We start from the raw sequence: 19,803 nt of genomic DNA on the forward strand, positions 1-19,803 counted from the left end.
GAATTACTCGATCTATGTCTTCACCCTGGCGGGACAGAATCCTCGGCCTGATGCCGCGTACGGCCATCGTCTGCCACGACTTGTTCATGGTATGGGCCTGTTGGCAGCTGTTGCATGCAGGTCGTTACTCGATCCTCGCCGATGCTCCCGCATTGCCGTTGTGGAACGTGGATACGACGCTGGTACTGGCGCTGCAGGGACTGGTGTTCTGGCGTATCGGCCTTTATCGCGGCCTGTGGCGTTTTGCCAGCGTCAGCGACCTGCTGAACATCTTCAAGGCCAGCTTCATCGGCCTGATCGCCATTGTTCTGGTACTGGCCTGGAAGCGCTTCGACGGCGTGCCGATGTCGGTGCTGGTGATCTATCCGTTCGCGCTGTCGGCGCTGCTGGGCGCGCCACGCCTGCTGTACCGGGCGTGGAAGGACTATCAGTCGCTGCAGTCCGACTCCACCGCGCGCCGGGTGCTGATTCTCGGCGCCGGCCAGGCCGCCGAGACCCTGGTGCGCGACCTGCGCCGGTCCGGCAATTTCGAGCCGGTCGGCCTGCTCGATGATGCGCCGCACCTGCGTGGCGCCAAGCTGCAGAGCCTGCCGATCCTGGGGACCCTGGACGACGCACCGGCGGTGGCCCGCGAGACCGCAGCCAAGCTGCTGGTGATCGCCATGCCCTCGCTGGATGCGGTGGGCATGCAACGCGTGGTGGCCATCTGCGAGAGCACCGGCATTCCGTTCCGGACCGTGCCCAAGCTCAGCGACATCCTGCAGGGGCAGTCGCTGCCGGGCCAGTTGAAGGAAGTGGCGATCGAAGATCTGCTCGGCCGCAAGCCGATCATGCCGGACTGGAACCTCATCCGTGGCTGGTTGGGCGGGCGCACGGTGATGGTGACCGGTGCCGGTGGCTCGATCGGGTCCGAGCTGTGCCGCCAGTGTGCGCGCCATGGTGCCGGTCGTATCGTGCTGCTGGAGATCAGTGAGCTGCTGCTGTTGACCATCGAGGGCGAGCTGCGCCGCAGCTTCCCTGATGTCGAGATTGAAGCGGTGCTCGGTGACTGTGGTGATCCCGCGGTGATCCGCCACGCGCTGTCGCTGCACCCGGTCGACACCGCTTTCCATGCGGCTGCCTACAAGCACGTGCCGGTGCTGGAGCGTCAGCTGCGTGAAGCCGTGCGCAACAACATCCTGGCCACCGAGAACGTGGCCCGCGCCTGCCTGGAAGCCCACGTCGAGCACTTTGTGTTCATCTCGACCGACAAGGCGGTGGACCCGGTCAATGCGCTGGGCGCCAGCAAGCGCTATGCGGAGATGATCTGCCAGAGCCTGGACCAGAAGTCCACGCACACCCGTTTCGTGACCGTGCGTTTCGGCAACGTGCTGGCGTCGGCCGGCAGCGTGGTGCCGCTGTTCCGCGAGCAGATCCTCAAGGGCGGCCCGGTCACGGTGACAGACCCGGAGGTCAGCCGCTATTTCATGACTATTCCCGAGGCGTGCCAGCTGATCCTGCAGGCGGCCGCGTCGGCGTCGCACGGCGCGATCTACACCCTGGACATGGGCGAGCCCGTGCCGATCCGGGTGTTGGCCGAGCAGATGATCCGCCTGGCGGGCAAGCAGCCCTACAAGGAAATTCCGATCATCTATACCGGCCTGCGCCAGGGCGAGAAGCTGCACGAGACGCTGTTCTATTCCGACGAGGACTACCGGCCGACCGCGCACCCGAAGATCCTCGAGGCCGGCGTCCGTTCGTTCTCGCGGGACATCGTGCTGGGCAACGTGCCGAAGCTGCGCGAGGCCATTGCCCGGTACGACATCGATACGATCCAGGAAATCCTGTTTGCGACCATGCCGGAATTCTCGCCAATCGAACAGGATGCTTACATTTCATCCGCTAAGGTTGTGCCCTTTCCGGCACGTGAGGCCAACAGGCACCAATGAGCAAGCGCATTCGCAAGGCGGTATTCCCGGTAGCGGGTCTGGGCACGCGTTTTCTTCCGGCGACCAAGACGGTGCCGAAGGAGATGCTGCCGATCATCGATCGGCCGCTGATCCAGTACGCCGTGGATGAGGCGATCGAAGCAGGCTGTGACACCCTGGTGTTCATCACCAACCGTTACAAGCATGCCGTCGCCGACTATTTCGACAAGGCCTACGAGCTGGAGCAGAAGCTCGAGCGCGCGGGCAAGCACGAGCAGCTCGAATTGATCCGCCATGTGCTGCCGGAAGGCGTGCGCGCGATCTTCGTCACCCAGGCCGAGGCTCTGGGCCTGGGCCATGCGGTGCTGTGCGCCAAGGCGGTCATCGGTGACGAGCCGTTCGCCGTGCTGCTGCCCGACGATCTGATCTGGAACCGCGGCGCGGGTGCGCTGAAGCAGATGGCCGACCTCAACGAGGCCAGTAGTGCCAGCGTCATCGCCGTGGAGGACGTGCCCCACGACAAGACGGCCAGTTACGGCATCGTCGCCACCGAGGCGTTCGACGGCCGCAAGGGGCGTATCTCGCAGATCGTGGAGAAGCCCAAGCCGGAAGACGCACCGAGTGACCTGGCAGTGGTGGGGCGCTACGTGCTGAGCCCGAAGATTTTCGAGCTGCTCGAGCAGACCCGCACCGGTGCCGGTGGCGAGATCCAGCTGACCGATGCGATCGCCGAACTGCTGAAGACCGACGAGGTCGATGCCTATCGTTTCGAGGGCACCCGTTTCGACTGCGGCACCCACCTGGGGCTGGTCGAGGCGACGATCCGCTTCGCGCTGGACAACCCGAAGCTGGCCGGCCCGGCGCGCGAGAAGCTGGCGGCGATGCTGGCGGAGTAAGGGTTTTCAAGCGCTCCGTTCGCGGCGCCTTGATTGATACGTGATGGGCGGGATGGGTGGGCCTTCGCAGGACACGCTGTAAACCCGTCCATGGGGGCTCGATGGCGCCTTGCTCGTGTGCGCTGTCCTGCGCACACGGCAAGACCGGGGTTGGGCGTCCTGCCCAACCCGCCCGAGGCATGCCTCGGGCCCATGGTGCCAACGGTCCTGCAAAGGCCCACCCATCCCGCCAGCTTGGTTTCCTGCGGGCGCGGACGGGAAGGGCGGAATCAAGAGCAGGGCAGAAACGAAAAAGGCAGCCGATGGCTGCCTTTTTTCGTTTTCGGAGCATCCACGCATGGCGTGGATCTACTGCTCTTGCCTCTTCTTATCCCACCGCCGCGGGGAGGCTGGAAGGGCCGGGTTGGCAGGGCTGCCCGGGACCGTTGGCGCCATGGATGGCGCCATCGAGCCCCCATGGATGGGTTCACGGCGTGTCCCGGGTAGCCCTGCCAACCCGGCCCACGCCTTGAAGCCCAACGAGGCAACGCCTTGAACCTTACAGCGCCTCGAAAATGCCCGCCGCACCCATGCCGGTGCCGATGCACATCGTCACCATGCCGTACTTCTGCTGGCGACGGCGCAGGCCGTGCAGCAGGGTCGCGGTACGGATCGCGCCGGTCGCACCCAGCGGATGGCCCAGCGCAATCGCGCCGCCCAGCGGATTGACCTTGCTCGGGTCCAGGCCGCAATCGCGGATCACGGCCAGCGACTGCGCGGCGAAGGCTTCGTTGAGCTCGATCCAGTCCAGCTGATCCTGGCTCAGGCCGGCCTGCTTCAGCGCCTTCGGAATCGCGGCGATCGGGCCGATGCCCATCACTTCCGGGCGCACGCCGGCCACCGAGAAGCTGACGAAGCGGGCCAGCGGGGTCAGGCCGTAATCCTTGATCGCCTGTTCCGACGCCAGCAGCACTGCGCCGGCGCCATCGCTCATCTGCGAGGAGTTGCCGGCAGTGACGGTGCCGCCGAACTGGCCGTTGCGGAACACCGGGCGCAGCTTGGCCAAGCCTTCAGCGGATGAATCCGGGCGCGGGCCTTCGTCGGTGTCGGCCACCTTGTTGCGGGTGATGATGCGCTTGCCGTCGGCCAGGTCGGGCTGGTGCGAGACGATCTCGTACGGGCTGATCTCGTCCTTGAAGTCACCATTCTGGATGGCGGCCATGGCCTTCTGGTGCGAGGCCAGGGCGAACGCGTCCTGTTCTTCGCGCGAGACCTTCCACTCTTCAGCGACCTTCTCGGCGGTGATGCCCATGCCGTAGGCGATGGCGACGTGGTCGTTGTCGAACACGCTCGGGGCCATTGCGATCTTGTTGCCCATCATCGGCACCATCGACATCGATTCGGTGCCGCCGGCCAGCATCAGGTCGGCGTTGCCAAGGCGGATCGCGTCGGCCGCCTGCGCCACGGCCTGCAGGCCGGAGGAGCAGAAGCGGTTCACGGTCTGCGCGGCGATGGTGTTCGGCAGGCCGGCCAGCAGCACGCCGATGCGCGCCACGTTCATGCCCTGCTCGGCTTCGGGCATCGCGCAGCCGATGATCGCGTCATCGATGCGGTTGACGTCCACGCCCGGCGCCTGCGCCACGACGCTGCGCAGCACGTGGGCGAGCATGTCGTCGGGGCGGGTGTTGCGGAACATGCCCTTGGGCGCCTTGCCAACCGGGGTGCGGGTGGCGGCGACGATGTAGGCGTCCTGGATTTGCTTGGTCATTGCAGTGATCTCTTGAATAGGGGTTGGAAGAGGTTGCCGGCCAGCGGCCGGCACTACCGATGTCTTCCGTCAGTTCCGCAGCGGCTTGCCGGTCTTGAGCATGTGCGCGATGCGGGCCTGGGTCTTTTCCTGCTGGGCCAGTTCGACGAAGTGCTTGCGCTCCAGGGTCAGCAGCCACTCTTCGTCGACCAGGGTGCCGCGGTCGACCTTGCCGCCGCACAGCACGGTGGCGATGCGCTCGGCGATCTCGTAGTCGTACGGGCTGATGAAGCGGCCTTCCAGCATGTTGACCAGCATCATCTTGAAGGTGGCGATGCCGACGTCGCCGGCCACCTGGATGCGGCGTGCCGGCAGCGGCGGACGGTAGCCCGCTTCGGCCAGGGCGCGTGCTTCGGCCTTGGCGATGTACAGGGCCTCGTAGCTGTTGAACACCACCTTGTCGGTGCTGCGCAGCAGGCCCAGTTCCTGGGCGTTGACCGCCGAGTTGGACACCTTGGCCATCGCCACGGTCTCAAAGGTCTTCTTCAGTTCGGCGAACACGTCACCGCCCGGGCCAGCGGCCTGCGAGGCACGCACGGCCAGTTCCTTCAGGCCGCCGCCTGCCGGCAGCAGGCCGACGCCGGCCTCGACCAGGCCGATGTAGCTTTCCAGGAAGGCCACGGTCTTGGCGCTGTGCATCTGGAACTCGCAGCCGCCACCCAGGGCCAGGCCGCGCACGGCAGCCACCACCGGCACCAGCGAGTACTTGATGCGCTGGCTGGTGCGCTGGAAGTTGTGCACCATTTCTTCGAACTGGTCGACCTTGCCGGCCTGCAGCAGGCCGAGGGCGCCAGCCAGGTCGGCACCGGCGGAGAAGGGCTCCTTCTGCTGCCAGATCACCAGGCCCTGGAAGTCCTTCTCGGCGCGCGTGACGCATTCCTGCAGGCCATTCAGCACGTGGTCGGACACGGTGTTCATCTTGGTCTTGAAGCTGACCACAGCGATGCCATCGCCGTCGTGCCACATGCGCAGGCCGTCGTTCTCGAATACGGTCTCGCCCGGCGCGAACTTCTCACCCAGCAGCGGATCGGGGAAGCGTTGGCGCTGGTACACCGGCAGCGACGAACGCGGCAGCTTGGCGTTGCGCGACGGGCTGTAGCTGCCTTCGGCGGCATGCACGCCATCGCGGCCGTCAAATACCCAATCCGGCAGCGGGGCGTTGCTCATGCTCTTGCCGGCGACGATGTCATCGGCAATCCACTGCGCCACCTGCTTCCAGCCGGCAGCCTGCCAGGTTTCGAACGGGCCCAGCGACCAGCCGTAGCCCCAGCGGATGGCCAGATCGACGTCGCGCGCGGTCTCGGCGATGTCGGCCAGGTGGTAGGCGCTGTAGTGGAACAGGTCGCGGAAGGTCGCCCACAGGAACTGCGCCTGCGGGTGCTGGCTCTCGCGCAGCTTGGCGAACTTCTCGGCCGGGTTCTTGATCTTCAGGATCTCGACCACTTCCGGTGCGGCGGCGCGGTCAGCCGGACGGTAGTCCTGCTTTTCCAGGTCCAGCACCACGATGTCCTTGCCGACCTTGCGGAAGATGCCGGCGCCGGTCTTCTGGCCCAGTGCGCCCTTGGCAATCAGCGCATCCAGCCACTTCGGCGACTTGAAGAACTCATGCCACGGGTCGTTGGGCAGGGTATCGCCCATGGTCTTGATGACGTGGGCCATGGTGTCCAGGCCGACCACGTCGGAGGTACGGTAGGTGGCGGACTTCGGGCGGCCGACCAGCGGGCCGGTCAGGCCGTCCACTTCGTCGAAGCCCAGGCCGAATTCCTGGGTGTGGTGGATGGTGGACAGGATCGAGAACACGCCGATGCGGTTGCCGATGAAGTTAGGGGTGTCCTTGGCGTACACCACGCCCTTGCCCAGGGTGGTGACCAGGAACGCTTCCAGGCCTTCCAGCACGCTGGCGTCGGTGGTGGTGGCCGGGATCAGCTCGGCCAGGTGCATGTAGCGCGGCGGGTTGAAGAAATGCACGCCGCAGAAGCGGTGGCGCAGCTGTTCGGGCAGCACGTCGGCCAGCTTGTTGATGCCCAGGCCCGAGGTGTTGGAGGCCAGCACGGCGTGGTCGGCCACGAACGGGGCGATCTTCTTGTACAGGTCCTGCTTCCAGTCCATGCGCTCGGCGATGGCCTCGATGATCAGGTCGCAGTCCTTCAGCTGTTCCAGGCCGGTCTCGTAGTTGGCCGGGGTGATGGCTTCGGCCAGCGACTTGCTGGCCAGCGGCGCCGGGCTCAGCTTGCCGAGGTTGGCGATCGACTTCAGCACGATGCCATCGGCCGGACCTTCCTTGGCAGGCAGGTCGAACAGCACGGTGTCGACGCCGGCATTGGTGAGGTGGGCGGCGATCTGGGCACCCATGACGCCGGCACCCAGCACGGCGGCGCGGCGGACTAGCAGGGAATTGGACATGGTGTAGGGCCTTTGTTGGTCAGCAGTTACTGGGTGGAATCAATGGAGGCGGGCAGGGCGCTGCCGCTGCGGGCGGCGGCACGGAATCCGGCCTCGGCGAAATGGATCAGTTCATGGGCGGCATGGGCACGATGCGCCGTTTCGGTGACACCGGCAGGTCGCTTGATCAGCCCGAAATCGGCCATGGCATAGGTCAGCGAGCCAGCGAGGAAATCCAGGCGCCAATAGAGCTCTTCCTTGCTCAGGCCGGGCACGCAGGTGGCGATCGCCTTGCCGAACTCACGCAGCACGTGGCCGTAGTGGTCGGACAGGAACTTGCGCAGGTTGTCATTCTTTTCAGCGTAGGCACGGGCGATCACGCGGACGAAGGCACCGCCGTTCTGGCGGTCCTGGGCCAGCGCCAGGGCTGGCTCGACGAAGGCGGCGAGCACCGGCCGCAGTTGCCCGGGGTGTTCGTTGCGGGCACGCTCGAGCTGGGCCAGGCGGGCGCCGGTCATCTCGTCCATGCGGCGGCGGAACACCTCGTTGACCAGGTTTTCCTTGGAGCCGAAGTGGTAGTTGACCGCAGCGATGTTGACGTCTGCCTGGCTGGTGACCTGGCGCAGCGAGGTGCCGGCAAAGCCGTGCTGGGCGAACAGCTCCTCGGCGGCGCCGAGGATCCGGTCCTTGGTCGAGAAGTGGGCGGGCTTGGCCATCGGGCGGGCGGACCTTAATCAAACGATTGTTTGATACTAGAACCAGACGGTACCGTATGGCATTTTGCAGTGCAGCAAAAATGCCTTGGCTGGTCAGAATCCGCTCAGGTGGGTGAATGGGGTGGTGGCTGGGGTCGGATCCCCCCTGGGGCTCCGACCCCGGTGCTGCCCCATAATGGGGTCAGAGCCCCTGCGGGGATCCGACCCCTGCGCCCAATGCCGGCCAGCGGCCGGCACTACCACCCTGCCGCTTTATCTTTTACAATCCGCGCACGTTTATCAGGCTAAGCCCGCGTTTCGACGCGGCTTTTTTTTTGTTACCCTTCGGGCCATCAGCGGCCCGATTCCATTGGAGACATCCCATGGCGCTGGAGCGCACCCTTTCGATCATCAAGCCGGACGCCGTTGCCAAGAACGTCATCGGCGAAATCTACGCCCGCTTCGAAAAGGCCGGCCTGAAGGTCGTGGCGGCCAAGTACAAGCAGCTGTCGCGTCGTGAAGCCGAAGGCTTCTACGCCGTGCACCGCGAGCGTCCGTTCTTCAACGCACTGGTCGAGTTCATGATCTCCGGCCCGGTGATGATCCAGGCCCTGGAAGGCGAGAACGCCGTCCTGGCCCACCGCGACCTGCTGGGCGCCACCAACCCGAAGGAAGCCGCTGCGGGCACCATCCGCGCCGACTTCGCCGAATCCATCGATGCCAATGCCGCCCACGGCTCGGACTCGGTCGAGAATGCCGCGATTGAAATCGCGTACTTCTTCGCCGCCACCGAAGTCGTCTCGCGCTGAGAGTAATGCCGTGAACGAGGTCGTACAGAAAATCGCCATCCAGCCGCTGCCGAAGTCGGCACCCACGGCTGGCAAGCAGAACCTGCTCGACCTCGATCGCGCGGGCCTGGAGAAGTTTTTCGTCGAGGTTCTCGGCGAGAAGAAGTTCCGCGCCCATCAGGTGATGAAGTGGATCCACCATCGCTACGTCACCGAGTTCGATGAGATGACCGACCTCGGCAAGGTCCTGCGCGCCAAGCTGCAGGAGCATGCCGAGGTCCTCGTCCCGAACATCATCTTCGACAAGCCCTCCGCCGACGGCACCCACAAGTGGCTGCTGGCGATGGGCGTGGATGGCAAGAACGCCATCGAGACCGTGTACATCCCCGACAAGACCCGCGGCACGCTGTGCGTGTCCTCGCAGGTCGGTTGTGGCCTGAACTGCACGTTCTGCTCCACCGCCACCCAGGGCTTCAACCGCAACCTGACCACCGCCGAGATCATCGGCCAGGTGTGGATCGCGGCGCGCCACCTGGGCAACGTGCCGCACCAGATGCGCCGCCTCACCAACGTGGTGATGATGGGCATGGGCGAGCCGTTGATGAATTTCGACAACGTCGTGCGTGCCATGAGCGTGATGCGCGACGATCTGGGCTACGGCCTGGCCAACAAGCGCGTGACCCTGTCGACCTCCGGCCTGGTTCCGCAGATCGACCGCCTGTCCACGGAAAGCGACGTGTCGCTGGCGGTGTCGCTGCATGCGCCGAACGACGAGCTGCGCGAGACCCTCGTGCCGCTCAACAAGAAGTACCCGATCGCCGAGCTGATGGCTTCGTGCGCACGCTACCTGCGCGCCAACAAGCGCCGCGAATCGGTCACCTTCGAATACACCCTGATGAAGGGCATCAACGACCAGCCCGAGCACGCCCGCCAGTTGGCGCGGCTGATGCACCAGTTCGACAACGCGGTGCAGGCCAGGGACTCGGGCAAGGTCAACCTGATCCCGTTCAACCCGTTCCCGGGTACCCGCTACGAGCGTTCCGAAGAAGCGCATATCCGCGCCTTCCAGAAGATCCTGCTCGACAGCAACGTGCTGACCATGGTGCGCCGTACCCGTGGCGACGATATCGATGCCGCCTGTGGCCAGCTCAAGGGCCAGGTGATGGATCGCACGCGCCGCCAGGCCGAGTTCAACAAGACGCTGCAGGCGGGGAAGGGGAGCGATGCCGCGGCCTGACCGCTTCTGGCTGGCGCTGCTTGCAGCCGTGCTGGCCTTCTCGGTCACCGCTTGCAAGTCGCAACCCAAGGCCAAGCTGGGCCCGAGCCAGGCAACGGTCTATTCGGTCCGCGACCCCGAAGGTGTTCGCCGGCAGGTCCGCGCCGCGGATCTGCTCGCCTTGGCCGCCCGCGACATGCAGAGCGGCAACCTCGATGCGGCCGAGCGCAAGACGCGCGATGCGATCAAGCTGGCGCCTGCCGACCCCGATGCACTGGTGCTGCTGGCCGGCATCGATGATCAGCGTGGCCGCACCCGACAGGCCGGGGAAGGTTTCCGCAGGGCCGCCGAACTGGCGCCGCAGCGGGGGGACGTGCTCAACAATTATGGTGCCTGGCTGTGCCAGAACGGACAGGCTTCCGAGTCGCTGGCCTGGTTCGATCGTGCGCTGCAGGCGCGCAGCTACACCACGCCGGCCGAGGCGCAGGCCAACGGCGGCAGCTGTGCGTTGGATGCCGGGCAGCTTGATCGCGCCGAACGCAACCTGCGTGCCGCCCTGTCCCAGGTGCCTGGCAACCCGGTCGCGTTGGAGGCGATGGCCCAGCTGAGCTTCCGTCGCGGCCAGTTCATGGAAGCCCGCGCCTTCGCCGAACGTAGGATTGCGGCTGCACCGGCCACGCGTTCCGTGTTACAACTTGCGTCTGAAATCGAGGCGCGACTGGGTGATCAGGCGGCATCTGATCGCTATCTTCAGCGGATTCGACAGGAATTTCCGCAGGACGCGGGCTCCTAACTCCAGGGTTGATGCATTGTGATTGATGACCAGACTGTGAGCGATCTCGAGACTGTGGCCGGCTGCGGCACCCGCCTGCGCCAGGCCCGCGAGGCCGCCGGACTGACCCTCGAAGATGTCGGCCAGCGCCTGCGCATGCCGGTTCAAGTGGTGAGGTCGCTCGAGCAGGAGCAGTGGCAGAAGCTCGGCGCGCCGGTGTTCGTGCGCGGCCAGCTGCGCAGCTACGCCCGCCTGCTCGGCGTCGATGTCAGCGAACTGCTGGAACAGGCCCAGGTCGGCCCGGTGGTTCCGCCCACCCTGGTCAGCCACACCCATACCCCGCGTGCGCGCCGGATCGCCGAGAATCTCGGCCGCCGTGCGCTGTATGTCGGTATTACCGCCGTGCTGGCGGTCCCGGTCTGGTTCGCCACCCGCGGTCACTTCGATGGCACCGCACCTTCGCCGAACACCGCCTCGCTGGATGTGATCCCGGCCGCCGTACCGGTTACCCCGGCCGGTCCCGGGTCCGCCGCCGCGGCGCCCGCCGAAGTGGCGGCCGCACCTGTCACCAAGCCGACTGCTACCCCCTACGTTGCCTCGCTGGCCCCGGTGCCACGCGCTGCGCCGGCTGCTGCCGCCAACCTGGACATGCAGTTCAGTGGCGACAGCTGGGTCGATATTGCCGGTCCGGATGGCGGCAGCGTCGAGAAGGCGTTGATCAAGGCGGGCGAGACCCGCAGCTTCACCCCCGGCCAGGTGGCCCGGGTCACCCTGGGCAACGCCTCGGCGGTCCAGGTTCAGCAGAATGGCGCTATCGTCGATCTGACGCCCTATCAGCGAGCCAACGTGGCACGCTTTCAGGTATCCTCTGAAGGCTCCGTTGTCCCGGTTTCACACTGAGGCGCGGTTTCACCACCTTCGATAATCCCAATGGTCCCTCCCGATGGGCGGGGCGAGAGTACGCATGGCGATCGACGACCTGCTCGACGAGCACGAACAAAGTGAACGCGTCCGCAGCTGGCTGCGGAAGAATGGTGCCAGCATCCTCGGTGGCGTAGTCATCGCCATCGGTGCCATTGCCGGCTGGCAGTGGTACCAGAAGGATCAGGGCGGCAAGCTGGCCTCGGCCAATGTCGAGTACCAGAAGGCCCTGGTGGGCCTGCAGCAGAACAAGCTCGACGACGCGGCCAAGGCGGTCAAGGCGCTGGAGGCTGGCCCGTCCAGCATCTACGGCGACCTGGCTGCGCTGCAGCTGGCCAAGGCCCAGGTCGATGCCGGCAAGAATGAAGAGGCGCTGGCCACCCTGCGCGCGGTGAAGGTCGAAGGCGACCTGCAGCGCGTGGTCGACCAGCGCGTGGCACGCCTGCTGGTGGCTACCGGCAAGGGCGATGAAGCGATCAAGCTGCTGGGCAGCGCCACCGACAGCAGCAGCCTGGAAATCCATGGCGATGCGCTGATGGCGCAGGGCAAGCGTGACGCCGCCCGCGAACAGTATGAGAAGGCGCTGAAGACGCTGGACGTGGCAGCGCCGCAGCGGCGACTGCTGGAAACCAAGGTTATGGACGCCGGCGGCACCGTCGCCGCCCCTGCGGAGTCGGTTTGATGAGTCAGAAGGTCATGATCACGCGCGTCGCCACCGTACTCCTGCTTGGTATGGCGCTGTCCGGTTGCAGCACCATGAAGGGCTGGTTCGCCGGCAAGGACGCAGCAGCGAAGAAGGCACAGGAGCCGGCGGAACTGGTGAAGTTCGAGCCGACCCTGAAGGTCAACAAGGCCTGGTCGGTCAACCTGGGCAAGGGCGAGCGCCGCATCGGCGTACGCCAGGGCCCGGCAGTGGCCAATGGCCACGTGTTCGCCGCGGCGATCACCGGTGGCGTGCACGCCATCGACCTGCAGACCGGCAAGAAGGTCTGGACCTGGGAGCCGAAGAAGGAAAAGAAGAAGGCCAAGCTGCGGCTGTCCGGTGGTCCGGGCGTCGGCGAGAACCTGGTGGTCATCGGTACCCTCGATGGCCAGGTGATCGCGCTGGACATCAACGATGGCAGCGAGAAGTGGCGCGCACGCGTGCCCAACGAAGTGATCGCCGCGCCGGCCATTGCCCAGGGCATGGTCTTCGTGCGCAGCAATGACGGTCGCGTCACCGCGTTCGATGCCGGCAACGGCACCCAGAAGTGGTTCAACCCCAGCGAGCTGCCGGCGCTGACCGTGCGTGGCAACGCGCCGGTGGTGGCCGGTCCGGGCGTGCTGTTCATCGGCAAGGACGAGGGCAGCGTGTCTGCGCTGGCCATGCAGGACGGCCGCACGCTGTGGGACCAGAACGTGGGTACCGGCGAAGGCCGTACCGAGCTGGACCGCATGGCCGACGTCGATGGCGCCCCGGTGCTCGACGGCAACACGCTGTTCGTGAGCAGCTTCAAGAACCAGACCATGGCCATCGAAGGCCCGACTGGTCGCCCGATGTGGGCGCGTGACCACGGCGGTGCCGGCGGTGTGGCGGTGTCTTCGGGCAATGTTTTCGTTACCGACAACAAGGGCGGCGTGTTCGGCCTGGACAAGGCCAGCGGCGCGGCGATGTGGTCGCAGACCGCACTGGCCCGGCGCTCGCTGACCGGTCCGGCGCTGCACGGCGACTACGTGGTGGTCGGTGACTACAAGGGATACCTGCATTGGCTGCAGGCCTCCGATGGCGCGATGGCGGCGCGGGCGAAAAGCGGCGGTGATGCGCTTCTGGCCCAGCCAATCGTCGTCGATGGAGTGCTGCTGGTGCAGAACGTTGATGGCAAGCTGACCGCATTCCGGTTGGCAAATTAATACGGAGTAATCGCGATGCTGCCTTTGGTCGCCCTGGTTGGACGGCCGAATGTCGGCAAGTCGACCATATTCAATGCACTGACCCGTACACGTGACGCCCTGGTCCATGACCAGCCCGGCGTCACCCGGGACCGCAACTATGGCGTCTGCCGGCTTGACGAGGACAACCATTTCCTCGTCGTCGATACCGGCGGCATCGCAGAGGAAGAAGAAGGCCTGGCTGGTGCTACCACGCGCCAGGCCCGCGCTGCCGCTGGCGAAGCTGACCTGATCCTGTTCGTCGTCGATGCCCGCGAGGGCACCTCGGCGATGGACGATGAGATCCTGGCCTGGCTGCGCAAGCTGTCGCGCCCGACGCTGCTGCTGATCAACAAGATCGACGGCACCGACGAGGACACCGTGCGTTCGGAGTTCGCCCGCTACGGCTTCAGCGAGATGCTGACCGTGTCGGCTGCCCATCGCCAGGGCCTGGACGACCTGCTTGACGAGGTCATCCAGCGCCTGCCGGAAGAGGGCAGCGGCGAAGAGCTGGACAACGATCCGAACCGCGTGCGCATCGCCTTCGTCGGCCGCCCGAACGTGGGCAAGTCAACCCTGGTCAACCGCATCCTCGGCGAAGAGCGCATGATCGCCTCGGACGTGCCGGGCACCACCCGCGATTCGATCTCGGTGGACCTGGAGCGCGATGGCCGCGAGTACCGCCTGATCGACACCGCCGGCCTGCGTCGCCGTTCGCGCGTGGACGAGGTCGTCGAGAAGTTCTCGGTGGTCAAGACCATGCAGTCGATCGAGCAGTGCCAGGTGGCCGTGCTGATGCTCGACGCCACCGAAGGCGTGACCGACCAGGACGCCACCGTGCTCGGCGCCGTGCTGGATGCCGGCCGCGCGCTGGTGATCGCGATCAACAAGTGGGACGGCCTGACCGACTACCAGCGTGAGCAGGCCGAAACGATGCTGTCGCTGCGCTTGGGCTTCGTGCCGTGGGCCGAATCGGTGCGCATCTCGGCCAAGCATGGCTCGGGCCTGCGCGAGCTGTTCCGTGCGGTGCATCGCGCGCACGAATCGGCGAACAAGACCTTCACCACCAGCGAAGTGAACAAGGCGCTGGAAGTGGCCTACGAGACCAACCCGCCGCCGACCATCCGCGGCCACGTCTCCAAGCTGCGTTACGTGCACCCGGCCGGCGCCAACCCGCCGACCTTCATCGTGCACGGCACCCGCCTGAAGGAACTGCAGGAGTCGTACAAGCGCTACCTGGAGAACTTCTTCCGCAAGCGCTTCAAGCTGATCGGAACGCCGGTGCAGTTCATCTTCCGCGAGGGTGCCAACCCGTACGAAGGCAAGAAGAACGTGCTGACCGAACGGCAGGTCAAGGCCAAGCGGCGCTTGATGAAGCACGTCAAGGGCAAGTGATCCACGAGAGGCGGCCGCAGGGCCGCCTTTCTCGTTGTGGCGATCCTGTCGGTAGCGCCGGCCGCTGGCCGGCAACCTCAGCCAGGCAGCCCCGGCACCGGAATCCGATAGACCACCGACGCAAACTTCGCGCTCTGCTCGGTGCCGACCACCTGGCCGCCCAGTGCTTCGGCAATCCGCCGGCTGGCCACGTTGTCCACCGCCACCGGGTAGCGATAGGCGACCGCAGCGAGCCGTTCCGCGCACCAGTGGACGACGGCGCGCACTGCCTCGCGGCCGTAGCCCTGTCCGTGCTCGCGCTCGCTTATCCAGATGCCAAGCTCGGGTTCGCCCTCGGTAGCGCGGTGCACGGCGGCGATGCCCACAAAGCGTCCGTCCTGCAGATGCCGGATCACGAACGTGTATTCCGCGCCTTCCTCGATCAGGCGCAGCCATTCCTGGCCGATCTTTTCGAATGCCGCAAAAGAGTCCGGCGGATCGAATGCCATGAAGCGGGTCAGCGTTGGCGTGATGCCGGCGAAGACCTCGGGGCCGTCGGCGCATGAGAACGGCCGGAGCACCAGGTGCTCGGTCTGTACGGGATTGATCGATGGTTTCACCGGGCAGAGGGTCCTACGCGCCGTCGGCTCCGTCAACATGGGGCCCGGCTCTACAATGGACGCCATGAGCATTCCAGAGCTTTCCCCCGAGCGGGCGCGCGCGCGCGTGGCCCATGGTGCGGTGCTGATCGACGTGCGCGAGGCGCACGAGCGGGCCGGCGGCATGGCCGAGGGCGCGCGTGGCGTGGCCAAGGCTGAACTGCTGGACGACCCCGCCGCGCACCTGCCTGTGCCGGAACAGGAAATCCTGCTGATCTGCCAGAGCGGCAAGCGCTCGGCAGATGCAGCGCAGGCGCTGCTGGATGCGGGCTATGCCAACGTCGCCTCCGTTGCCGGCGGCACCGTGGCCTGGCGCGAGCAGGCGCTGCCGCTGGTGCAGCCACTGAGCAGCGTCGCCGACCGCGATTTCTATGACCGCTATTCGCGCCACCTGCTGCTGCCGCAGGTGGGCGAGGCCGGCCAGCGCCGCCTGCAGCAGTCGCGGGTGCTGGTGCTGGGCGCGGGCGGCCTGGGCGCGCCGGCCGGGTTCTACCTGGCGGCCGCCGGGGTAGGGCACCTGCGTTTTGCCGACCACGACCGTGTCGAGCGCAGCAACCTGCACCGGCAGATCGTGCATACCGAGGCCAGCGTCGGCCAGCTGAAGGTTGATTCGGCACGTGAGCGGCTGCTGGCGTTGAACCCGTCCATCGAGGTCGAGGCCGTGCCCGAGCGGGTCACCTCGGAGAACGTGGACCGCCTGCTGCAGGACGTTGACGTGGTGCTGGATGGTTCGGACAACTTCCCCTTGCGCTACCTGCTCAACGACGCCTGCATCAAGCACGCCACGCCGATGGTCTACGCCGCCATCGAGCGCTTCGACGGCCAGGTGAGCGTGTTCGATGCCGGCCGCCAGCGCGGCGTGGCGCCGTGCTACCGCTGCCTGTTCCCGGAGCCGCCGCCGCCGGAGTTCGCGCCCAACTGCTCCGAAGCGGGCGTGCTGGGCGTGCTGCCGGGCCTCGCGGGTGTGCTGCAGGCCACCGAGGTGCTGAAGCTGCTGCTGGGCATCGGCGAACCGTTGGTGGGCCGCCTGCTGCGCTTTGATGCGCTGGGCATGCGCTTCCGCGAGACCCGCATCAGCCCCGACCCGCAGTGCGCGGTGTGCGCGCCGGGCGCGCCGTTCCCGGGGTACATCGATTACGCCGCGTTCTGTCGGGGCGGGTGAACCCGGTAGCGCCGGGCCATGCCCGGCGGATGTATCTGCGCGCGCCGCTGCGCTCGCCGGGCATGGCCCGGCGCTACCGTTTATGGTTTCGGGATGATGCGCGGGGCCACTCCCGCTATCGTTCCATCTCCAAGACAATAAAACGCAACACACGTGCTATTGCCGTCATCGGTGTTGCTCTATCGTTGAGGCCGATTTCGATTTCCGGGGAACCCACCGCATGGCGGTAGAAGCAGCGACCAGCGAGCTGGTCAAGGTCGTCGCCCTGTTGGGCGCAGCGGTGGTGATGGTGCCGCTGTTCCGTCGGCTCGGCCTGGGCTCGGTGCTGGGCTACTTCGCCGCCGGCCTGGCGATCGGCCCGTTCGGGCTGGGCTGGTTCTCCGACCCGCAGGCGATCCTGCATACCGCCGAACTCGGCGTGGTCATGTTCCTGTTCGTCATCGGCCTGGAAATGCGGCCCTCGCACCTGTGGAGCCTGCGCAAGGAAATCTTCGGGCTGGGCACGCTGCAGATCGTCACCTGCGCGCTGGTGCTGACCAGCATCGCCAAGCTGTTCGGGCTGCCGTGGCAGATCGCCTTCATCGGCGCCACCGGTTTCGTGCTGACTTCCACTGCGGTGGTGATGCAACTGCTGGCCGAGCGCGGCGACATCGCGCTGCCGTCGGGGCAGAAGATCGTCTCGATCCTGTTGTTCGAAGACCTGCTGATCGTGCCGTTGCTGGCGCTGGTCGCGTGGATGGCACCGGCTGCGGGCAGTGCCGATGGCGAGGGCTCGCGCTGGATGTCGGTGGCGATCGGCGTGGGTGCCATCGTCGGCCTGGTGCTGGTCGGCCGCTTCCTGCTCAATCCGCTGTTCCGCGTGCTGGCCGAATCGAAGGCGCGCGAAGTGATGACCGCTGCCGCACTGCTGGTGGTGCTGGGCGCGGCGCTGCTGATGCAGCTGTCCGGGTTGTCGATGGCGATGGGCGCGTTCCTGGCGGGCGTGCTGCTGAGCGAATCGACCTTCCGCCACCAGATCGAAGCAGACATCGAACCGTTCCGCGGCATCCTGCTGGGCCTGTTCTTCCTCAGCGTGGGCATGGCGCTGGACCTGGGCGTGGTGGCCGGCAACTGGCCGATGATCCTCGGCCTGGTGGTGGCGCTGATGGCGGCCAAGGCGTTGTGCATCTACGTGGTTGCGCGCCTGATGGGCAGTGACCACGCGCAGGCGCTGGACCGTGGCGTGCTGATGGCGCAGGGCGGCGAGTTCGCCTTCGTGCTGTTCTCGGCCGCAGCCAGTGCCGGGGTGATCAGCCTGGACATCAATGCCAACTTCACCGCTGTGGTGGTGTTGTCGATGGCACTGACGCCGCTGGTGGTGCTGGTCTACAAGCGCGTGGCGCCGACGCCGACCGTCAGCCTGGAAGGCGTGGATACCGCCGATGGCCTGTCCGGCAGCGTGCTGCTGATCGGTTTCGGCCGCTTCGGCCAGGTGGCCAGCCAGTCGCTGCTGGCCCGCGACGTGGACGTGACCATCATCGACAACGACGTGGAGATGATCCACAACGCCGAGCGCTTCGGTTTCAAGATCTATTACGGCGACGGCACCCGTCTGGACGTACTGCATGCGTCCGGCGCGGGCAGTGCGCGGGCGGTCGCGGTGTGCGTGAACAATGCCGAAGACGCCGACCGCATCGTCGAACTGGTGGCGCACCAGTTCCCGCAGGCCAAGCTGCTGGTGCGCTCGTTCGACCGCGAGCATTCGCTGCGGCTGATCCATGCCGGTGTGGACTTCCAGATCCGCGAAACCTTCGAGTCGGCGCTGCTGTTCGGGCAGGCGGCGCTGGTGGAGCTGGGCGCGGAGGAAGACGACGCGCGCGAGATTGCCGAGCAGATCCGCGAGCGCGATGCCGAGCGCTTCGAACTGGAAATGGCCGGTGGCAGCCTGAGGGCCGGCGCGCACATGGTGTTCGGCAGCGCGCTGCCGGGTGTGCCGACGCCGACGCCGTTTACCGCGCCCAAGCGCAAGGCGCGCACGCTCAATGCGGATGAAGTGCCGGAAGAAGAGGAATGACCGTCACGCGCCGCGCTTCGCGCTCGCCGGGCATGGCCCGGCGCTACCGGGGCGTCGCGCGATTCCGTCGGTAGCGCCGGGCCATGCCCGGCGAGCGCAGCGGGCGCAGCAATCCGGTAGCGCCGGGCCATGCCCGGCGAGCGCAGCGGTGGGCGAGGGGGCGTGAATCGGGGACAATAGCGTCCCCGCCGCCCCACGCCCGCACCCGATGACCGACTCCGCCCCCCAGCTTCCTGCCCGCATCCTCGATGGCCGCCGTATCGCCGAGGACCTGCTCGACAGCCTGAAGGTGCGGGTCGACGCCCGTGTTGCCGCCGGTGGCAGCCGCCCCGGCCTGGCCGTGGTGCTGGTGGGTGGCGACCCGGCCTCGACCGTGTACGTGCGCAACAAGCGTCGCGCGGCCGAGAAGGTCGGCATCGAGGCCTATGACTACGACCTGCCGGCCGGCACCACCGAGGCCGAGCTGCTCGACCTGATCGACCAGCTCAACGCCGATCCGAAGATCAACGGCATCCTGATCCAGCTGCCGCTGCCGGGCATTCCCGATGCGCGCCGGCTGATCCAGCGCATCGACCCGCGCAAGGACGTGGATGGTTTCCATCCGGAAAACGTCGGCCACCTGGCCCTGCGCGAGTTCGGCCTGCGCCCGTGCACCCCGCGTGGCATCACCACGCTGCTGGGCCACACCGACCAACCGGTGCGCGGCCGCAACGCCACCATCGTCGGCGTCAGCAACCACGTCGGCCGGCCGATGGGCCTGGAGCTGCTGATCGCCGGCTGTACCGTGACCAGCTGCCACAAGTTCACCCCCAAGGACGTGCTGGAACAGGCCGTGCGCAACGCCGACATCCTGGTGGTGGCGGTGGGCCGGCCGGACATCGTGCCGGGCGAGTGGGTGAAGCCGGGCGCGGTGGTGATCGACGTTGGCATCAACCGCTTGGATGACGGTCGGTTGGTGGGCGATGTCGGGTTTGAGGCCGCAGCGCAGCGGGCGAGCTGGATCACCCCGGTGCCGGGTGGCGTAGGCCCGATGACCGTGGCCACGTTGATGCAGAACACGTTGGAAGCGGCGGAAGCCGGGAACTGACCGCACTGGGCTGCTTGCCGTGGGGCTTGGTAGCGCCCGGCCATGCCCGGCGGATTGTTGCGGCGCCGCTGCGCTCGCCGGGCATGGCCCGGCGCTACCGGGGTCGCGTCGATGCCCCGTACTTCCCGCCGGTCCGCATGACCCGCTCCTGGTAGGTGCCAACCTTGGTTGGCACGAACAATCAGGCGCCAGCTCCC

The 19,803-nt window shown here is 66.6% G+C and carries 16 protein-coding genes; 12 read left to right on the plus strand and 4 right to left on the minus strand.

Going from position 1 to position 19,803, the window contains the following annotated elements; translation table 11 throughout:
- Positions 1 to 14: 14 nt before the first annotated feature.
- Positions 15 to 1,928: a polysaccharide biosynthesis protein gene (locus CR918_RS07055; RefSeq protein WP_162292037.1), complete on the plus strand. Its 1,914-nt coding sequence runs from the start codon at positions 15 to 17 to the stop codon at positions 1,926 to 1,928.
- On the plus strand, positions 1,925 to 2,803 hold the full coding sequence (gene galU / locus CR918_RS07060; protein WP_099842325.1) for a UTP--glucose-1-phosphate uridylyltransferase GalU: 879 nt from the start codon (positions 1,925 to 1,927) through the stop codon (positions 2,801 to 2,803). Before CR918_RS07055 ends, galU begins: the two co-directional genes overlap by 4 nt.
- Before the next feature lie 538 nt (positions 2,804 to 3,341).
- Here galU and CR918_RS07065 read toward each other — a convergent pair.
- The 3 genes from CR918_RS07065 to CR918_RS07075 all read right to left on the minus strand — a co-directional run bounded on the left by CR918_RS07065 (position 3,342) and on the right by CR918_RS07075 (position 7,687).
- The gene (locus tag CR918_RS07065; protein ID WP_032977565.1) at positions 3,342 to 4,550 is read right to left on the minus strand and encodes an acetyl-CoA C-acyltransferase; all 1,209 of its coding nucleotides are present in this window, start codon (positions 4,548 to 4,550) and stop codon (positions 3,342 to 3,344) included.
- 69 nt (positions 4,551 to 4,619) lie between these two features.
- Positions 4,620 to 6,992: a 3-hydroxyacyl-CoA dehydrogenase/enoyl-CoA hydratase family protein gene (locus tag CR918_RS07070; RefSeq protein ID WP_099842326.1), complete on the minus strand. Its 2,373-nt coding sequence runs from the start codon at positions 6,990 to 6,992 to the stop codon at positions 4,620 to 4,622.
- 26 nt (positions 6,993 to 7,018) lie between these two features.
- Positions 7,019 to 7,687, minus strand: a complete 669-nt coding sequence (locus CR918_RS07075) for a TetR/AcrR family transcriptional regulator (RefSeq protein WP_025875011.1) — start codon at positions 7,685 to 7,687, stop codon at positions 7,019 to 7,021.
- Between the two features lie 362 nt (positions 7,688 to 8,049).
- Between CR918_RS07075 and ndk the strand changes: the two genes are divergently transcribed.
- The 7 genes from ndk to der all read left to right on the plus strand — a co-directional run bounded on the left by ndk (position 8,050) and on the right by der (position 14,666).
- Positions 8,050 to 8,475 (plus strand): nucleoside-diphosphate kinase, encoded by a 426-nt coding sequence (gene ndk, locus CR918_RS07080; RefSeq protein WP_008265389.1) that lies wholly within the window; start codon positions 8,050 to 8,052, stop codon positions 8,473 to 8,475.
- A 10-nt stretch (positions 8,476 to 8,485) separates the two neighbouring features.
- Positions 8,486 to 9,691 carry a dual-specificity RNA methyltransferase RlmN gene (gene rlmN / locus CR918_RS07085; RefSeq protein ID WP_032977561.1) on the plus strand — a complete coding sequence of 402 codons (1,206 nt, stop codon included), beginning with the start codon at positions 8,486 to 8,488 and terminating at the stop codon, positions 9,689 to 9,691.
- On the plus strand, positions 9,678 to 10,463 hold the full coding sequence (gene pilW, locus CR918_RS07090; protein ID WP_099842327.1) for a type IV pilus biogenesis/stability protein PilW: 786 nt from the start codon (positions 9,678 to 9,680) through the stop codon (positions 10,461 to 10,463). Before rlmN ends, pilW begins: the two co-directional genes overlap by 14 nt.
- An 18-nt stretch (positions 10,464 to 10,481) precedes the next feature.
- On the plus strand, positions 10,482 to 11,342 hold the full coding sequence (locus CR918_RS07095) for a helix-turn-helix domain-containing protein (RefSeq protein ID WP_051501573.1): 861 nt from the start codon (positions 10,482 to 10,484) through the stop codon (positions 11,340 to 11,342).
- Between the two features lie 64 nt (positions 11,343 to 11,406).
- On the plus strand, positions 11,407 to 12,045 hold the full coding sequence (locus CR918_RS07100; RefSeq protein WP_025874997.1) for a YfgM family protein: 639 nt from the start codon (positions 11,407 to 11,409) through the stop codon (positions 12,043 to 12,045).
- A complete protein-coding gene (bamB, locus tag CR918_RS07105; protein ID WP_099842328.1) occupies positions 12,045 to 13,253 on the plus strand; it encodes an outer membrane protein assembly factor BamB in 1,209 nt (402 codons plus the stop codon). Before CR918_RS07100 ends, bamB begins: the two co-directional genes overlap by 1 nt.
- 15 nt (positions 13,254 to 13,268) lie before the next feature.
- Positions 13,269 to 14,666, plus strand: a complete 1,398-nt coding sequence (der, locus tag CR918_RS07110) for a ribosome biogenesis GTPase Der (RefSeq protein WP_025874993.1) — start codon at positions 13,269 to 13,271, stop codon at positions 14,664 to 14,666.
- A gap of 77 nt (positions 14,667 to 14,743) precedes the next feature.
- Here der and CR918_RS07115 read toward each other — a convergent pair whose 3' ends face one another.
- Entirely contained in the window at positions 14,744 to 15,331 is a 588-nt protein-coding gene (locus CR918_RS07115; protein WP_243378991.1) for a GNAT family N-acetyltransferase, read from the minus strand.
- Here CR918_RS07115 and moeB point away from each other — a divergent pair.
- The 3 genes from moeB (at position 15,330) to folD (ending at position 19,606) form a co-directional block, all read left to right on the plus strand.
- A complete protein-coding gene (gene moeB, locus CR918_RS07120) occupies positions 15,330 to 16,466 on the plus strand; it encodes a molybdopterin-synthase adenylyltransferase MoeB (RefSeq protein WP_099842330.1) in 1,137 nt (378 codons plus the stop codon). The genes CR918_RS07115 and moeB overlap by 2 nt on opposite strands.
- 220 nt (positions 16,467 to 16,686) lie before the next feature.
- Positions 16,687 to 18,519 carry a monovalent cation:proton antiporter-2 (CPA2) family protein gene (locus CR918_RS07125; protein WP_099842331.1) on the plus strand — a complete coding sequence of 611 codons (1,833 nt, stop codon included), beginning with the start codon at positions 16,687 to 16,689 and terminating at the stop codon, positions 18,517 to 18,519.
- 208 nt (positions 18,520 to 18,727) lie between these two features.
- Positions 18,728 to 19,606 (plus strand): bifunctional methylenetetrahydrofolate dehydrogenase/methenyltetrahydrofolate cyclohydrolase FolD, encoded by an 879-nt coding sequence (gene folD, locus CR918_RS07130; protein WP_093819795.1) that lies wholly within the window; start codon positions 18,728 to 18,730, stop codon positions 19,604 to 19,606.
- Positions 19,607 to 19,803: the final 197 nt, after the last annotated feature.

Source organism: Stenotrophomonas indicatrix, from assembly GCF_002750975.1.
Lineage (GTDB): Bacteria > Pseudomonadota > Gammaproteobacteria > Xanthomonadales > Xanthomonadaceae > Stenotrophomonas > Stenotrophomonas indicatrix.

What these genes read in the sequence shown, in the direction of transcription:
- CR918_RS07055 (WP_162292037.1), top strand. Translation starts at nt 15, where the DNA reads ATGTCTTCACCCTGGCGGGACAGAATCCTCGGCCTGATGCCGCGTACG.
- galU (WP_099842325.1), top strand. Translation starts at nt 1,925, where the DNA reads ATGAGCAAGCGCATTCGCAAGGCGGTATTCCCGGTAGCGGGTCTGGGC.
- CR918_RS07065 (WP_032977565.1), bottom strand. Translation starts at nt 4,550, where the DNA reads ATGACCAAGCAAATCCAGGACGCCTACATCGTCGCCGCCACCCGCACC.
- CR918_RS07070 (WP_099842326.1), bottom strand. Translation starts at nt 6,992, where the DNA reads ATGTCCAATTCCCTGCTAGTCCGCCGCGCCGCCGTGCTGGGTGCCGGC.
- CR918_RS07075 (WP_025875011.1), bottom strand. Translation starts at nt 7,687, where the DNA reads ATGGCCAAGCCCGCCCACTTCTCGACCAAGGACCGGATCCTCGGCGCC.
- ndk (WP_008265389.1), top strand. Translation starts at nt 8,050, where the DNA reads ATGGCGCTGGAGCGCACCCTTTCGATCATCAAGCCGGACGCCGTTGCC.
- pilW (WP_099842327.1), top strand. Translation starts at nt 9,678, where the DNA reads ATGCCGCGGCCTGACCGCTTCTGGCTGGCGCTGCTTGCAGCCGTGCTG.
- CR918_RS07100 (WP_025874997.1), top strand. Translation starts at nt 11,407, where the DNA reads ATGGCGATCGACGACCTGCTCGACGAGCACGAACAAAGTGAACGCGTC.
- bamB (WP_099842328.1), top strand. Translation starts at nt 12,045, where the DNA reads ATGAGTCAGAAGGTCATGATCACGCGCGTCGCCACCGTACTCCTGCTT.
- der (WP_025874993.1), top strand. Translation starts at nt 13,269, where the DNA reads ATGCTGCCTTTGGTCGCCCTGGTTGGACGGCCGAATGTCGGCAAGTCG.
- moeB (WP_099842330.1), top strand. Translation starts at nt 15,330, where the DNA reads ATGAGCATTCCAGAGCTTTCCCCCGAGCGGGCGCGCGCGCGCGTGGCC.
- CR918_RS07115 (WP_243378991.1), bottom strand. Translation starts at nt 15,331, where the DNA reads ATGGCGTCCATTGTAGAGCCGGGCCCCATGTTGACGGAGCCGACGGCG.
- CR918_RS07125 (WP_099842331.1), top strand. Translation starts at nt 16,687, where the DNA reads ATGGCGGTAGAAGCAGCGACCAGCGAGCTGGTCAAGGTCGTCGCCCTG.
- folD (WP_093819795.1), top strand. Translation starts at nt 18,728, where the DNA reads ATGACCGACTCCGCCCCCCAGCTTCCTGCCCGCATCCTCGATGGCCGC.